Here is a 14,859-nt window from a genome sequence, read left to right as displayed (position 1 = left end):
TCATGTTTATGCAGATTGATAACCTGGCTTTTTGGGGCATATTCCTGGTGCTTTGCGGAGGTGTTTTGCTTGCCAGGGTTATATTCAACCTTAGGTTCCCTGTTTTGAGGACCATTTTTGGCCTCTTGGTGATACTTACCGGTATCAGGCTTCTGTCGGGCAACCCAATGCCATGGCCGGTAAAAACTGCCGGGAACGAGATATTTTTCAAAACAGAGACCATTCAGGCAGGGGATACGTTACCCGGCGACCTTCATATAGTCTTTTCAAAGGCAGTGGTTATTCTGGATAACCTGTCAGGGCTTAACACAAAAAAGGAGCTGAGAATCAATAACCTGTTTTCAGCCAGTACAATTTATCTGCCCGAAGGCATTCCTGTTTCTGTAACGGTTGATGCGATATTTGCAGGGGTTAAAATGCCGGGGGTCAACACTCCTGTTTTCGGAAGGGGAAGATTCTTGTCTGATGATTTTGAGTCCGACAAACCGCATCTTTTAATCAGTGCGAATTCAATATTTGGCAGTGTGACCTTTTCGTACGGCGATTAAATTACAACAGTAAACTCCGAAGTTTTATATTTCTTTGAACTACATTTGCATTAATGAGCTTTTGCCCTGATCCCAGTGCAGAATAAAAAAAAATACGATGCAGAATACAGCTATCTTTCCGGGCTCCTTTGACCCTTTTACCGTTGGACACGAATCGATAGTAAACAGAGCCCTCTCCATCTTTGACCGGATAATTGTTTCGGTTGGTTACAATTCGAGCAAACAGGGTTATTTCCCCCTGGAGACAAGATTGGAGTGGATCGGCAATGTTTTTAAAAATGAACCAAGGGTGGAGGTTACATGGTTCAGCGGACTTACTGTTGATTTTTGCCGGAAGAAGGATGCCCGGTTCATTTTGCGGGGCTTACGCACAGCGGCGGACTTTGAGTTTGAGAGAGCCATTGCCCAGGTAAACAAAGCCATGGATGATAGTATTGAGTCAGTTTTTTTGCTAACCAGGCCTGAACACACCCCGGTCAACTCGACAATTGTTCGTGATATAGTCAGACACGGAGGTGATGCCTCGAAGTTTGTTCCCCCTGGAGTGAAACTGGCTGAATTCAAACCCTGAGTATTTTGATAATGCAGATCCGGATTGTTTTTATACTTGTAGTTATGTTTGCCCTGGTCGGCACTTCCTCGGGGCACCCTGACAGCGTCAGGATTTCCGGTCATGCTCCCGGTTATGCCGGACATGATATTGTATTCCATTACCATAAAGACAACATAACTTTTACAGAGGAGGTTTTTGTCACAATCAGTGTTGACAGCACTGAAAGCTTCTCAGCAACTGCTGCTGCAAAGGATAATCCTTTATATGTATTTTCAAACTCGGGTGTTCATTATCTATATATGTACGTTGAATCAGGTAAGCATTACCAGGTTGTTCTGCCTGAAAAAACACCCAGGACACGCTGGGAATCCCTTAACCCCTATTTTGAAGGAACTCCCACCCATATTGCGGTTTTAAATCATGATGATGACGAATTAAACAACCTTATCAGTGAGTTTGACGGGTATTATGAAACCCTTTTCGGGGAACCCTTCTTAGCTCTTACTGCACAAAGGGATCAGCAAATACTTGACTCTGTCAGCCTGGAAAACGAAAGACTTTTTTCCGGTACCGGAAATGATTGGTTTGATGATTACAGGAGATACAGGATGGCCTTTTTCAGGATGATGGCCCGGGTGGAAGCATCACGCGGCATATCCGACAACTACTTCAGGGATGCCCCCGTACTTTATGACAATATTGCATACATGGAGCTTTTTAACCAGGTATACAATAACTACTTCCTGTTCCTGGCCAGAACGGCCAGGGGTAAAAGTATACATGATGATATAAACAAGTTTGCAAGTTATTCGAGATTAATGAATACGCTGCAGAACGACGACGTGCTTGGCGGTGACAGGCTGCTTGAGATGGTAATGCTGAAGGGGCTGCATGACTCATTCTATGGTTCGGACTTTTCCAGGTCTGCGCTGCTCAGGATCCTTGATTCGCTGGCTGTCAGTACAAACTATCCGGAACATGCTCATATAGCCCGGAATATAAGGGAGAAGACTACCCGGCTGATGACCGGTTTCAGACCACCTGAGATAAATATGAAAAACCGGGAGGGTGTCTTTGTAAACCTGTCAGATTATCACGGAGAGTATGTGTATCTCAATTTTTGCACAGCAGCAAGTTACAGCTGCCTTTCTGAATATGATCTGCTTCAGCGTCTTGATGAAAGGTTTGGCGAACATTTCAGGATTGTCACAATTTTCATTGCTGAGGAATTTGAAGCGATGACCGGCTTCCTGGAAAAAAATGATTACAACTGGGACTTCCTTTTTTACGGCGACCAGCCTTCGGTTCTGAAGGACTATGATATAAGGATGTTTCCAACCTGCTATTTTATCGGCCGTGACGGCAAACTTTTAATGTCCCCTGCACCGCTTCCATCTGAAGATTTTGAAAGATTTCTTGTACGGACCCTGCGGTCGGACGGACTAATCAGATAATGCCGGCTTCTTTCAGAAGGTCTATGATTGAAGGGTATGTATTCTTCCTTATCAGATTAAGGTCTTTTTCCTTACCCCAGATGATTTTGGTGATGAATTCCTCGGTCTGCGGCTTTGGTTTTTCATTCCCTTGATAACGCATACTGAACCACCTGGTTTTCTTCAGATGAGGGACTGCTTTTTCGAAGTAGGTGTGATAAGTAGGCGACAACTCCGATTCAATCTCCAGACCACTGATGCCGCATTCCTCTTCCACTTCCCTGATTGCTGTATCCTGCGCGGACTCATTGCCGTCGGACTTTCCCTTCGGCAAATCCCACTTGTCAAACCGGTTTATGAACAGCACCTCGTTACGATCGTTCCGTACCAGTCCCCCCCCGGCCTCAACGTACCTGAAGCAGGATTTGAACTCTTTCATGAGATTATCGACGTCGGGATGACAGACAAATAACTGATTTATCTTGTTGAGTGCAAGAAATACGAGGAGTAGCTCTTTAAGCTCACTTTTATCCCGGTATTTGTAGAATAGACCCTGATTTTCCTCGAAACTTTTAAGAAAATCAGGTGAAAGAAAGACTATTCGTTCGTTGAAAAAAACTTTATACATTTGCACGATGAAAGTAAACGGAACTGGAATTGCCCAGCAACTATTGCAAATTAAGGCAATAAAATTGGAACCAGCAAACCCATTTTTATGGTCCTCAGGCTGGCGATCACCTATATATTGCGATAACAGGCTCATCCTTTCCTTCCCTGAGGTTCGGACACTTGTGCGGGATGAATTCAGCCGGTTGACCGCCGAACTTTATCCTGACGCCAGCCTTGTTGCAGGTGTTGCCACAGGTGCCATAGCTCATGGAGTACTGGTAGCTGAAGCACTGGGCCTTCCATTCGCTTATGTGAGGCCGGAGCCCAAGGGACACGGTCTCGCAAACCGGATTGAGGGAAGGGTCTCTGAAGATGACAGGGTTGTGGTCATTGAGGATCTGGTTTCAACGGGACGCAGCTCATTGTCGGCTGTAGAGGCCCTCAGATCGGCTGGGTGCCATGTTGAGGGTATGCTTGCAATTTTTACTTACGGGTTTGCGGAGGCAGAACACAGTTTCAGGCAAATGCAATGTGAACTGCATTCTCTTACCAACTATACTGCGTTGATTGAAACTGCCAGGACAATGGATCTTGTTAGCGACAACCAGCTTGCAACTCTTGAGCAGTGGCGCATTGATCCTGCAGGATGGGGTATTCAAAACCAATGATAATGACAACCTTCGAGAGTACAGCAAAAACCATAAATGCACCCAGAAAGCCTGTACACGGCTTTCTTTCGGATATAGGCAATCTTGAGAAACTTGTGCCTGAGGGCCGGGTGAGGAACCTGGAAGTGCATCAGGATGTATGCCGTTTTACTGTAGACGGTATCGGGGAGATCGGTATTCGCAGACTTCCTTCCCGTGAAGAGGGGGTTATAAGATTTGAATCGGAGGGATCACAGCCTTTCTCTTTTGACCTGGCAATTGAACTTGATGAAACACCGGGTAATAACACTGTTCTCAGGCTGGTGCTCTCGGCGAAACTAAACGCAATGATGAGGATGATGGCAAGAAAACCTATACAGGAAGGAGTTGAGATTATTGCTTCCATGTTGTCGGAGGAGCTTAACAATAAGCAGCTTCAAGGTGGTTGACAGGTAGCCGGACTTTCAGTCTGCCGGCCTGATAAACTCAACTTCCTGCATGCTGTAACAGATCTTTTCGCCGTCAGTCTTTTCAAGCACAAGCCTCCCCATGTTGTCTACGCCTCTTAAAAAGGCACTGAAAACAGTTCCTTCTGACCGGTAGACGCCTTCACTGTCAAGCAGGTAGAGCCTTTCTTTGTACATCTGTTTTATAATTTCATCCCTGCCTTCACTGAGCATTGCATATAGCCGGTCAACTTTCAGCAATAAAAGATCAAGGCATTCATCAAGGTCAAATATGCTGCCGGTAAGTTGTCTGAGCGAGACGGCACCGGGCAGGTGACTGCCGGGTAATTCCTGGTTGATATTAAGACCAATGCCGACCACAGAGCTTTCAATCCGGTTATTCATTACCGAGTTCTCTATGAGGATCCCGGCAATTTTCTTATCGCCTGCAAATATGTCATTAGGCCATTTTATTCTAACCCCTGAAGTGTAAATGTCAAGAAAGCGACTGATCGCCAGTGATGCCAACATAGAAAGCATAAACTGGTTTGCCGGACTGAGGAATCGGGGGCGGAGGATGATTGAGAATGTGAGGTTTTCTCCTTTACCCCCATACCAGCTGTTATTGCCCTGTCCCCTTCCCTTCCTCTGTATAACAGCCCTGACAACTGTGCCCTCATTAACATCTTCGTTATCGAGGAGGCCCCGGCAAAAGTCATTTGTAGATTCAAGTACCGGATAGGTCTGTATGATCCAGTCAGTATTTCCAGGGTGCATATCTTACCAGTAGAGATTTTGATCTGCAATATGAGCATCAAAAGTACGTTTTAGGAATGAATTACAGGCATTGACAATCAATTATTTTCAGGGTAAAACCATGCAGCATGCATGGAACGGATGTCCCAAAATTTAATTAACTTTGCGGCAAAACTTTTTAATGGCAGACGGGATAAGGGAAATAAGCACGGAAGCATTGCTTGGCAATATCATTGAAGGTATCAGGAAGGTAAAAGGTAAGGATATTATCAACATTGACCTTGCAGATCTTGAACACCGGGTTTGCAGCCATTTTGTCATATGCCACGGCGACTCCAATATACATGTCAATTCTATTGCCAATTCAGTTGACAGGGAGGTTCGGCAGAAAACCGGAAGACACCTTATGCACAAGGAGGGACAGGATAATGCCCAATGGGTGCTGCTGGATTTTGGCAGCATTGTCGTGCATGTATTTCAGAAGGAATACCGGGAATTTTACCGTCTCGAGGAGCTATGGGGCGATGGAAAAATTGAGAAATTTGAATGAAAGCCCCATCAGACTTCGTCAGACAAAATAACATGAATAAAGCATGGGGGTTCCATGGGAATTGAAAAGCATTTTAACCGTTATGTGAATTTGTAACACATTGTTAAACAATTTGCTAACTATACTTTATACGAATGAAAGTTCATTATAAACCATAATATGTTTGATCAGAACAAGAATCAGGACAACCGCAACAATAAGGATGGGAAGCCTGATGATTCCGGCAGCAAAAAGCCTAAATTCAACCTCTACTGGGTTTACGGCATTATTGCGCTTGCATTTATCGGAATACAGATATTCGGCACCGGCAGCCAGCCTGTTGAGATAAATTTTCAGCAGTTTGAGAGGGAGATGCTCAGGAACCATGATGTTGAAAAGATCGAGATTGTCAACCGTGAGAAGGCCAGGATCTATATTAAACAGGAGAGGCTGGACCTTCCGAGACACGAGGGCCTGTTTGACCGCGGGTTATCATCAGCATCAAGGTCCGGGCCTCATTACTTTTTCACTATTGGCTCGGTTGAACTCTTTGAGGACAGGCTGCGTGAAGCACAGGAGGAATTTGCGCAGGATCAGGTAGTAAGTGTAAACTATGTGACTGAGAGAGATTATTTCTCAGATGTTCTTAGCTGGCTCCTTCCAATTTTCATACTGGTTGCAATCTGGCTTTTCATATTCCGCCGTATGAGCGGTGCCGCAGGGGGGGGAGGGCCCGGTGGAATATTCAACGTGGGTAAGTCCAAAGCCAAGATGTTTGACAGGGAGTCAAATGTAAAGACCGATTTCAAGGATGTGGCGGGACTAGAGGAGGCGAAGATGGAGGTTATGGAGGTGGTCGATTTCCTGAAGACCCCGCAGAAATATACACAGCTGGGCGGCAAGATCCCAAAGGGAGTGCTTCTTGTTGGTCCTCCGGGCACGGGAAAGACGTTGCTGGCTAAAGCTGTGGCAGGTGAGGCCAATGTCCCTTTCTTCTCAATATCAGGATCAGATTTTGTCGAGATGTTTGTTGGTGTCGGGGCATCAAGGGTAAGGGACCTGTTTAAACAGGCGAAGGACAAGGCTCCTTGTATTGTTTTTATTGATGAGATTGATGCAGTCGGGAGAGCCAGGGGAAAAAATCCCGGCTTCGGGGCAAATGATGAGCGGGAAAACACGCTCAACCAGCTGCTTACAGAAATGGATGGGTTTGAGCCAAACCTGGGCGTCATACTGCTGGCGGCGACAAACCGTGCCGACGTACTTGACCGCGCATTGCTCAGGGCCGGCAGGTTTGACAGGCAGATACATGTAGAATTGCCCGACCTTAATGAAAGGCTTGAGATATTCGAGGTGCATCTGCGCACAGTGAAACTTGAAGAAGATTTCGATATCAGTTTCCTTGCCAAGCAGACACCAGGCTTCTCCGGTGCAGATATAGCCAATGTTTGCAATGAGGCTGCACTTATTGCTGCCAGGCGCAATAAAAATTCGGTCGGCAAACAGGATTTTCTCGATGCTATTGACCGGATAATCGGAGGACTTGAACGGAAGAACAAGATCATATCAATGGAGGAGAAGCGCACCATAGCTTACCATGAAGCGGGCCATGCCACGCTCAGCTGGTTGCTCGAGCATGCAAACCCACTGGTCAAGGTGACCATCATACCAAGGGGCAGGACACTTGGGGCTGCCTGGTATCTCCCAGAGGAGAGGCAGATAACTACGACTGAACAGCTTAATGATGAGATGTGTGTTGCCCTTGGTGGCAGGGCCTCTGAAGAGATAAATTTTAAAAAGGTGTCGACCGGGGCGCTCAACGACCTTGAGAGGGTGACCAAGCAAGCCTATGCTATGGTAACCTATTTTGGTATGAGCAAGAAGATCGGTAATATCAGTTACTACGATTCCTCTGGTCAGAACGAGTACACATTCTCAAAGCCATACAGCGATACGACTGCCGAGCTGATTGATAAGGAGGTAAAGGATATTTTGGATAAAGCCTACAAAAGGGCAAAGGACCTGCTTACCCGGAACAGGGATGGGCTGAGCCGCCTTGCTGATTTGCTGCTGGAGAAGGAGGTGATATTCAGTGAAGACCTTGAGAAGATATTTGGCAAAAGAAAATTCAAAAAACCGGAGAAGGAACCCATGATCAGGCAGCAGCCGTCAAATAATAATGAAGGAGCAGCAGGGAAATCCACACCCGGCACCGGTGAGCCGGAAAAAGAGAAACCTGACGGGAAAAGTGACAAGTCTCTTCAAAAAGAAGGAGGCAGCCAGGAGGATCCCGGAAAAACGATAGATGCAGCAAGAGACATTGACGATATACCCGACAGGGAAAGAGCATAATAAACACCAGACCTATGGATAACGACTGGACAGTAGCATATACCACTGCAGAACAATACCGTGCCGAAATGGTAAGGCAGGCTCTGGAGACGAACGGGCTTGAGGCAGTCATAATGAACAAAAGGGATTCAGCATACGGTTTGTTCGGCCATATCGACATTATGGTAAGGAAGGCTGATGAGATTAAAGCCAGGGATCTGTTAAATAAATTGAACCTTGAGTGAGTTTTATAAACGTACTTTAACCGGTGTTGTATTCGGTGTTGTGATATACGGTTCACTTTTTGCCGGAAGTTTGGCTTTCGTGTTAGTTTATCCTGCCCTGATGGTTATTGCGCTTCTGGAGTTTCTTAACCTTGAAGGCACGGGAACAACCCCTGCCAGGAAGATAACAGCTGCCCTGGTCGCCCTGACTCTCTTTTTTCTCGTACATGGCTATGCTTCCGGCGGCATCGGTGCCGGATGGCTGACATTGCTTTTTCTTTTGCCTCCTTTGGTAATGATATCTGAACTTTACCTGGGCAGGGGAAAGCCTTTTGAGAAAGTCGGGATACAATTCCTGGGCATTATATATGTTGCTTTACCCCTGTCTCTTCTTAACCTCCTTGTGTATCCCGGAGCTGTTACCGGAGCCGGTTATTACCCGGGGATCCTGGCAGGAGTGCTGATCATGATAATGGTTAATGATACTGCAGCTTACCTGGTTGGGGTCTCGTTTGGACGGAACCGGCTTTTTGCCCGTATTTCACCAGGGAAGACATGGGAGGGTACCATTGGAGGTGCATTTTTTACACTTGGTGCAGCCTGGTTCATGACACATCTTTTCCCTGTCATGGATATGTACCAATGGATCCCCGCCGGGGCAATAGTCATTGTATTCGGCATCTACGGCGACCTTGTTGAATCAATGATCAAACGACAACTGGGGGTCAAGGATTCAGGCAGTATGCTTCCGGGACACGGTGGGGTGCTTGACCGTATTGATGCATGGCTTCTTGTTTTTCCTGCAATATTGGTTTATTTGAGATTGGTATTAAATTGACAGATAATGAAAATTCACAAAGAGGGATATAAAATTCTTATAACCTTACTTGGCATCCTGACGGCTGCAAATATCCTTATATGGTTGCTGCTGGAGCCCGGCAGCTTATTGCTGCGGGTATTTCTTGCAGTTTCTGTTGCTTTCCTTTTATTTGTACTTTGGTTCTTCAGGCTTCCAGGAAGGGATATGGAACTAAATGACAACCTTGTGATTGCCCCTGCCGACGGGAAAATTGTTGCTATCGAAGAGACAGATGAAAATGAGTTTTTTAACGATAAGCGTCTGCAGGTGTCAATATTCATGTCGCCGCTTAATGTACACGTTAATCTTTTTCCGATTACAGGTACTGTGAGTTATTTTAAATATCATCCGGGTAAGTACCTGGTTGCCTGGCACCCAAAGGCTTCATCTGCCAATGAACGCAGTTCAGTGGTGGTTGATAATGGCAGCCATGCCGTTCTTGTAAGGCAGATTGCGGGTGTACTTGCCCGCAGGATAGTATGCTACGCCAGGCCGGGAGAAAAGGTTGATCAGGGCCAGGAGCTCGGGTTTATCAAATTCGGATCAAGGGTTGATCTCTTTTTGCCGACCGATATTAAACTCAATGTTCAGATCGGTCAGAAGGTGAACGGCAAATCCTCTGTAATTGCTTCATTCAACTGACCTCCGGGTTGACCTGTTATTTATAACCAGTTTGTAACAGAATTTACAGTCTTTATCCATATATTTGGTCTAAATAAAAATAGGCCGCATCCGGCTATTATCTGTTAAACTAAAACACCGGAAATCATGAAAAGAATATCATCGTTTTTTGTTCTTGCGACAATTGCAGCAGCATTGACTTTCGCTGGTGTCACACCTGACAGGGACAAATCAGAAAAGGAAGCGAAGAAAAGCAACAACACCGAATGTGTAACCGCTGTAGCTCAGACAGGTTGTGAAGGTGATGAAGTGGTTCTGACTGCCGGCCAGGAGAAGGCTGCCGGTTGTGAAGGCAGTGCCGCAACACTGACTGCCGGCCAGGAGAAGGCTGCCGGTTGTGAGGGCAGCGCCGCAACACTGACTGCCGGCCAGGAGAAGGCTGCCGGTTGTGAAGGCAGCGCCGCAACACTGACTGCCGGCCAGAACAGCGCTGAAGCCTGCTGCAAAAGTCAGACTTCCACGGCAACTGCCGGAAACTCCGGATGCAGTGAAGAGAGTACTGGAAAAACAACTGTTGCCGAGAGAAACTAGTTTAAAAGGAGCCATAAAGGCCCGGTAATTTTACCGGGAAATCTTAATCAATTAAGGTCCCTCTTTCGGGGGACTTTTTTTTTGCGTGCTAATTATTAATTTTGTATTTCCGTAAATATTTTATACGCCTCATGGCTACAAGAGCCCTGGGTGCAGATTAATTAAAAACCCTGGCAATGAAGGATAATAAAGTACTTGATGTAACACCCGATGTGAAGTGGATGGGAATCCTTGACCGCGATATCGTCACTTTCGATATTGTAATGGAAACAAAATATGGCACTACCTATAACTCCTATTTCATCAACGCTGAAAAGAAGGCGGTTGTGGAAACCACCAAGGAAAAATTCTGGGATACCTGGCTTTATAAGATCCAGCAGGTTACCGACCCTGCTGAAATTGAATATATAATCCTGGATCATACTGAGCCTGATCATTCAGGGAACCTGGCAAACCTGCTTAAACTTGCCCCGGAAGCGACGGTGGTTGGCAGCGGAAATGCAATCAGGTATCTGCAGGATATTGTCCCTTTCCCTTTTAAAAGTATGAAAGTTAAGGATGGCGATGTGCTTGACCTTGGCAACAAAACACTAAGATTTATTTCGGCTCCCAATCTGCACTGGCCGGACTCGATATACACCTATCTTGTAGAGGACAAAGTGCTGTTCACCTGTGATTCATTCGGGGCACATTTCTGTACTGAAGAGATGTTCGATGACCTGGTACCCGACTACCTCGATTCCTTCAAATACTATTTTGATGTTATCCTCAAGCCATACAGCAAGTTCATGCTGAAGGCAATCGAAAAGATAAGGCCGCTCGATATAGCAGTTATCGCTACAGGTCACGGACCCATACTGAGATCAGACTGGAGGAAATACGTCGACCTTTCAGAGCAGTACGCATCGGAGTACCTTGCATCATCGCAGCAGGAAGGAGTGAATGTACTCCTTGCATATGTCTCTGCCTATGGTTATACAAAGCAGATGGCAGGCTTTATAGCGGAAGGGATAAGAGAGACAGGCGGCGATATCAGTATAGAGATGGCCGATATTGAGAATATGCCGCTCGGAGAGATAGATGCTCTGCTGACCAGCTGCAATGCTCTTCTGGTAGGCTCGCCGACAATAAACCAGAACACCCTCCTGCCTGTTTACAAGCTGTTTGCCCTTATTAACCCTATAAGGGACAAAGGCAAACTGGCCGCCTCATTCGGTTCATATGGCTGGAGTGGTGAGGCGGCGAAGATTGTTGAAGCTAACCTTAAAGGACTTAAACTTGATGTCATTGAGGGAGGCTTTTCTTCAAAATTCTTTCCGCATGCAGGTAAGGCAGAAGAGCTTAAAGAGTTTGGAAGGGAATTCGGCAGGCAACTGGTAAAGAGAACGGCCTGAAGTTTTGTGCAGGCTATCCCTGCCTTGCCTGGTAATACGGGCCGGGAATCATTGTAATTAAGTCCTGAATTTTTTTGCGGCTATTCTTGCCTGCAAATGCTGCTACAAAAAGAACAGTGCAACGCCGGCTATTGCCACGAATGCTCCAACCACTTCCCTGGGGGTTATTTTCTCCCTGAACATGAATATTGAGAAGGGAATGATCAGTACAGGAACGATGCTCATGATTGTGGCAGCAATTCCCGATGAAGTGTATTTTACGGCAAGCAGGGAAAAAGAGACTCCAAGGAAAGGCCCGAAAAATGCTCCGACAGAGACACGGGCCATGGCAGGCCCGTTCCGGAGTGCAGGCATAAGCCGGTACCAACGGCGCAGCATGGTGAATATAACCGTGAAACCGAAAAACCCGGTGATTACCCTGATCTGGGTAGCCGCAAATGCGTCATAGCCGTCCATTCCGTACTTGCTGAGGACCAGTCCCGTCGCCTGCCCGGCTGCCCCGCCGAACGCGAGAAGAATGCCCGCTGCAGGATAATTGAAGCGAATCTTTCTTCCGGGCATCCCGGGAAGGTCATCACTTTTCCTTGTCAAAACGACCAGGGCGATACCTGTAATTGTCACAAACATGCCTGCCAGGCTTCTCAGGGTCATGGTCTCACCCATAATAAGCCAACCCACTATTGCCGCTATCGGCGGTGCAAGTGACATGATGAGCATCGATACCCTGGCACCCACCACGACATATGCCCTGAAAAGGAAAAGGTCGCCCAGAACAAAACCGACAAATCCTGACAATGAGAGCCATATCCAGTTATGTGTGGTTGCACCAACCGGGAAAAACGTACCACTGCTGAAGAAGGTGAATATTCCCAGGAATATGAAGGCCATAAACAGCCGCACAAGATTTACGGTTATTGAACCTATCCTTTTGCCTGCTGATTCAAATGCCAGTGCGGTAAAAGTCCAGAAAATTGCCGCCATAAGTGCCGACAGTTCTCCTGCATGTGTCTCAATCATATGATACTGCAAATTTGGCTCACGAAGATAAGCAAACCTTCAGGAAAATACTCGCCATTTTAAAAAACGGGTTAGCTCTGTGAGCCAATTTGAAAGTTATTTTTGTATCTTACGCCTCCGGTGCAGGGTGTTTAGCCCGGCCGGAATCAATAAAGGGATGACCATTGGAAGCACAGACTGAAACCGGAAAGGGAGTTGTAAAGTATATTGCTCTTGTAATAGGAGTTGCAATAATACTTTGGATCCTTTGGTACCTTCGTGCAATAATTTTCTATATCCTGGTAAGCTTTGTGCTTTCTTTGATCGGACGACCGGTAGTGGAACTGCTTGACAGGGTAAAGTATCAACGCCTGAAAGTGCCCAGATGGATAAGCGCACTTCTTGGAGTTCTGTTGATTTGGGGTGCGGTTTTGCTTTTCTTCCGCGTTTTTGTCCCGATAATTGCCTATCAGGCCAGTGAGCTGGCAAATATTAATCCCGATGCCGTGGTGAATAATCTTGATGAGCCTATCAGGAGTATTGAGGCTTTCATGATGACACTTGAACTTGATGCATTCAGGGATATAAGCATACCGGAGTTTTTTTCCGAAAAGCTAAACTCGGTACTCAACATAGATTTCTTTACCAGCATATTCCGGTCGCTGGCCACCTTACTGGGGAATATTTTCATAGCCGCATTTGCCATAACCTTTATGACCTTTTTCTTTCTCAAGGATGACCGGTTGTTTCTCCAGGGGTTGCTGATTTTTGTGCCCACTCATCAGGAGAGTGCGGTCCTTCATGCCATGTCATCCATAAAATACCTGCTTATGAGGTATTTTATAGGCATCCTGCTCCAGATCACGTGTATTATAATTTTGATAACCGCCGGGATGCTTATCGTTGGCATCAGGTTCAACAATGCCCTGATGATCGGACTTCTCGTTGGTGTATTCAACGTTATTCCCTATATAGGACCCGTAATAGGGGCGACACTAGGGATATTCATAGGGGTTGTTACTCACCTGGAGCTTTCATTTTATACCGAGATGCTTCCGTTACTCGGACTTATGCTGATAGTTTTTGTAACTGTGCAGCTTATTGACAATATGGTTTTCCAGCCGCTGATATACGCCTCCAGCGTTCATGCACACCCTATGGAAATATTCCTTGTGCTCATGATTGGGGGAACGGCAGCGGGGATCATTGGGATGTTTCTTGCAATACCAACCTATACTGTCATCAGGGTATTTGCCAAGGAGTTCTTCAATAACTTCAAGGTTGTTAAACGGCTGACCGAAAAAATTTGATAAATTGCAGCACCTGGATTCGGGAGCCGGATGAAAAAACAGATTTGAAATGGATAACTACCTCAGGACACTGACACTCTTCTTCTTCCTTTCACCTGTCTCACTTTTAAATGCTCAGATTGAGTATGTCTCTGCAGGTTACCAGGTTGACGGAATATCCTCCTATCTTGTGACTTTTACCGCCTATTTTCATGAAGATGGAGGCCCCCCTGTGCGATTCGGCATGGATGACACCCTGCGCTACATTTTTGAATGGGATTTTGGCGACGGTAACACGGGTCACCGGCCGGTCGAGATGCACAGGTATTCTATCATGGGCACCTACAATGTCACGGTCACAGTCACTGACAGGAATGATCCTTTACAGATTTTCGTATCGGATGTGATGCCGGTTTCGCTTGAGGATGTCTTTGAGGTCCCGAATGTTTTCACTCCCGATGGTGACGGCATAAATGACTATTTCATAGTCAGGTCTGATGGGGTCACACCGCTTTCAATAACCGTATTTGACCGTACCGGTAATATTGTGTATAAACACACTTCTCCGGTTATCAGCTGGGATGGCAGAAATCCTTCAGGAACCAGGGTCAGCCCTGGTGTCTATTATTATATTATCACATCACAGGAAGACACATACAACAAGACCGGTTTTGTGCATGTCTTTTATGGCAGGTAGTTGCCTGGCCGGGAAGGATGTTGTGTTGCCACGAAAAATGAGATCCTGCAAATATGACTGATATAGATAAGATAAGGGAAGCAATTGATAAAACTGACACTGAGCTGATCGATCTGCTGGCCCGGCGTTTCAGCTTTTCAGAAATGATAGGTGAGATAAAAAGGGCAGAGGGTATACCGGTTATACAGTCAGAGAGGTTTGACCAGCTAAAGACCTCACGAAAGGAGCATGCACGGAAAGCAGGGCTTACCGAAGAATTTACCGAAGAATTTCTCAACCTTATACACAGGGAATCGGTTAGAATTCAGCAAGGATCCCGGAAAGAGGAATGACCCC

General features: G+C 46.2%; 18 protein-coding genes. 15 read left to right on the top strand and 3 right to left on the bottom strand.

Features of this window, described 5'->3' with window-relative positions; translation table 11 throughout:
- Positions 1–2: 2 nt before the first annotated feature.
- The 3 genes from EA408_09205 to EA408_09195 all read left to right on the top strand — a co-directional run bounded on the left by EA408_09205 (position 3) and on the right by EA408_09195 (position 2,555).
- On the top strand, positions 3–548 hold the full coding sequence (locus EA408_09205; protein TVR71510.1) for a hypothetical protein: 546 nt from the start codon (positions 3–5) through the stop codon (positions 546–548).
- Positions 549–645: 97 nt separating this feature from the next.
- A complete protein-coding gene (locus EA408_09200) occupies positions 646–1,119 on the top strand; it encodes a pantetheine-phosphate adenylyltransferase (protein ID TVR71509.1) in 474 nt (157 codons plus the stop codon).
- A 5-nt stretch (positions 1,120–1,124) separates the two neighbouring features.
- Positions 1,125–2,555 carry a TlpA family protein disulfide reductase gene (locus EA408_09195; protein TVR71508.1) on the top strand — a complete coding sequence of 477 codons (1,431 nt, stop codon included), beginning with the start codon at positions 1,125–1,127 and terminating at the stop codon, positions 2,553–2,555.
- Here the strand turns inward: EA408_09195 and EA408_09190 are convergent.
- Positions 2,548–3,297 carry an NUDIX domain-containing protein gene (locus tag EA408_09190; GenBank protein TVR71507.1) on the bottom strand — a complete coding sequence of 250 codons (750 nt, stop codon included), beginning with the start codon at positions 3,295–3,297 and terminating at the stop codon, positions 2,548–2,550. The two genes, EA408_09195 and EA408_09190, sit on opposite strands and share 8 nt — an antisense overlap.
- Between EA408_09190 and EA408_09185 the strand changes: the two genes are divergently transcribed.
- Together EA408_09185 and EA408_09180 are read left to right on the top strand one after the other, a co-directional pair.
- Positions 3,170–3,811: an orotate phosphoribosyltransferase gene (locus tag EA408_09185; GenBank protein ID TVR71535.1), complete on the top strand. Its 642-nt coding sequence runs from the start codon at positions 3,170–3,172 to the stop codon at positions 3,809–3,811. The genes EA408_09190 and EA408_09185 overlap by 128 nt on opposite strands.
- Positions 3,808–4,239: a hypothetical protein gene (locus tag EA408_09180; protein TVR71506.1), complete on the top strand. Its 432-nt coding sequence runs from the start codon at positions 3,808–3,810 to the stop codon at positions 4,237–4,239. Before EA408_09185 ends, EA408_09180 begins: the two co-directional genes overlap by 4 nt.
- Before the next feature lie 15 nt (positions 4,240–4,254).
- On the opposite strand, the gene EA408_09175 is transcribed toward EA408_09180, so the two are convergent.
- The gene (locus EA408_09175) at positions 4,255–5,013 is read right to left on the bottom strand and encodes a biotin--[acetyl-CoA-carboxylase] ligase (protein ID TVR71505.1); all 759 of its coding nucleotides are present in this window, start codon (positions 5,011–5,013) and stop codon (positions 4,255–4,257) included.
- 160 nt (positions 5,014–5,173) lie between these two features.
- On the opposite strand from EA408_09175, the gene rsfS reads away from it, so the two are divergent.
- The 7 genes from rsfS (at position 5,174) to EA408_09140 (ending at position 11,541) form a co-directional block, all read left to right on the top strand.
- Complete coding sequence (rsfS, locus tag EA408_09170; protein TVR71504.1) at positions 5,174–5,542, top strand: ribosome silencing factor; 369 nt, start codon at positions 5,174–5,176, stop codon at positions 5,540–5,542.
- Between the two features lie 159 nt (positions 5,543–5,701).
- Positions 5,702–7,873: an ATP-dependent metallopeptidase FtsH/Yme1/Tma family protein gene (locus EA408_09165; protein TVR71503.1), complete on the top strand. Its 2,172-nt coding sequence runs from the start codon at positions 5,702–5,704 to the stop codon at positions 7,871–7,873.
- Positions 7,874–7,887: 14 nt separating this feature from the next.
- Positions 7,888–8,097, top strand: a complete 210-nt coding sequence (locus tag EA408_09160; protein ID TVR71502.1) for a DUF2007 domain-containing protein — start codon at positions 7,888–7,890, stop codon at positions 8,095–8,097.
- Complete coding sequence (locus tag EA408_09155; GenBank protein TVR71501.1) at positions 8,090–8,914, top strand: phosphatidate cytidylyltransferase; 825 nt, start codon at positions 8,090–8,092, stop codon at positions 8,912–8,914. Before EA408_09160 ends, EA408_09155 begins: the two co-directional genes overlap by 8 nt.
- Before the next feature lie 6 nt (positions 8,915–8,920).
- Positions 8,921–9,577: a phosphatidylserine decarboxylase family protein gene (locus EA408_09150; protein ID TVR71500.1), complete on the top strand. Its 657-nt coding sequence runs from the start codon at positions 8,921–8,923 to the stop codon at positions 9,575–9,577.
- Between the two features lie 126 nt (positions 9,578–9,703).
- Positions 9,704–10,147 carry a hypothetical protein gene (locus tag EA408_09145; GenBank protein TVR71499.1) on the top strand — a complete coding sequence of 148 codons (444 nt, stop codon included), beginning with the start codon at positions 9,704–9,706 and terminating at the stop codon, positions 10,145–10,147.
- Between the two features lie 176 nt (positions 10,148–10,323).
- Complete coding sequence (locus EA408_09140; GenBank protein ID TVR71498.1) at positions 10,324–11,541, top strand: FprA family A-type flavoprotein; 1,218 nt, start codon at positions 10,324–10,326, stop codon at positions 11,539–11,541.
- Between the two features lie 102 nt (positions 11,542–11,643).
- On the opposite strand, the gene EA408_09135 is transcribed toward EA408_09140, so the two are convergent.
- Positions 11,644–12,570, bottom strand: coding sequence for a DMT family transporter (locus EA408_09135; GenBank protein TVR71497.1), 927 nt, complete (start codon positions 12,568–12,570; stop codon positions 11,644–11,646).
- Positions 12,571–12,722: 152 nt separating this feature from the next.
- Between EA408_09135 and EA408_09130 the strand changes: the two genes are divergently transcribed.
- Genes EA408_09130 through EA408_09120 form a run of 3 tightly spaced genes read left to right on the top strand, consistent with a single transcriptional unit; the run spans position 12,723 to position 14,855 of the window.
- Positions 12,723–13,847, top strand: a complete 1,125-nt coding sequence (locus EA408_09130; GenBank protein TVR71496.1) for an AI-2E family transporter — start codon at positions 12,723–12,725, stop codon at positions 13,845–13,847.
- A gap of 49 nt (positions 13,848–13,896) precedes the next feature.
- Entirely contained in the window at positions 13,897–14,523 is a 627-nt protein-coding gene (locus EA408_09125) for a PKD domain-containing protein (GenBank protein ID TVR71495.1), read from the top strand.
- A 53-nt stretch (positions 14,524–14,576) separates the two neighbouring features.
- Entirely contained in the window at positions 14,577–14,855 is a 279-nt protein-coding gene (locus tag EA408_09120; protein ID TVR71494.1) for a hypothetical protein, read from the top strand.
- Positions 14,856–14,859: the final 4 nt, after the last annotated feature.

The sequence above is a fragment of the Marinilabiliales bacterium genome, assembly GCA_007695015.1.
Taxonomy (GTDB): Bacteria; Bacteroidota; Bacteroidia; order Bacteroidales; family PUMT01; genus PXAP01.
Note: the sequence above shows the minus strand (reverse complement) of the source record. Positions and strands in the feature narration are given on the sequence as shown.

Coding starts and splice junctions, on each gene's coding strand:
- EA408_09205 (TVR71510.1), top strand. CDS start 3: ATGTTTATGCAGATTGATAACCTGGCTTTTTGGGGCATATTCCTGGTG.
- EA408_09200 (TVR71509.1), top strand. CDS start 646: ATGCAGAATACAGCTATCTTTCCGGGCTCCTTTGACCCTTTTACCGTT.
- EA408_09185 (TVR71535.1), top strand. CDS start 3,170: ATGAAAGTAAACGGAACTGGAATTGCCCAGCAACTATTGCAAATTAAG.
- EA408_09190 (TVR71507.1), bottom strand. CDS start 3,297: ATGAGCCTGTTATCGCAATATATAGGTGATCGCCAGCCTGAGGACCAT.
- EA408_09180 (TVR71506.1), top strand. CDS start 3,808: ATGATAATGACAACCTTCGAGAGTACAGCAAAAACCATAAATGCACCC.
- EA408_09175 (TVR71505.1), bottom strand. CDS start 5,013: ATGCACCCTGGAAATACTGACTGGATCATACAGACCTATCCGGTACTT.
- rsfS (TVR71504.1), top strand. CDS start 5,174: ATGGCAGACGGGATAAGGGAAATAAGCACGGAAGCATTGCTTGGCAAT.
- EA408_09165 (TVR71503.1), top strand. CDS start 5,702: ATGTTTGATCAGAACAAGAATCAGGACAACCGCAACAATAAGGATGGG.
- EA408_09160 (TVR71502.1), top strand. CDS start 7,888: ATGGATAACGACTGGACAGTAGCATATACCACTGCAGAACAATACCGT.
- EA408_09150 (TVR71500.1), top strand. CDS start 8,921: ATGAAAATTCACAAAGAGGGATATAAAATTCTTATAACCTTACTTGGC.
- EA408_09145 (TVR71499.1), top strand. CDS start 9,704: ATGAAAAGAATATCATCGTTTTTTGTTCTTGCGACAATTGCAGCAGCA.
- EA408_09140 (TVR71498.1), top strand. CDS start 10,324: ATGAAGGATAATAAAGTACTTGATGTAACACCCGATGTGAAGTGGATG.
- EA408_09125 (TVR71495.1), top strand. CDS start 13,897: ATGGATAACTACCTCAGGACACTGACACTCTTCTTCTTCCTTTCACCT.
- EA408_09120 (TVR71494.1), top strand. CDS start 14,577: ATGACTGATATAGATAAGATAAGGGAAGCAATTGATAAAACTGACACT.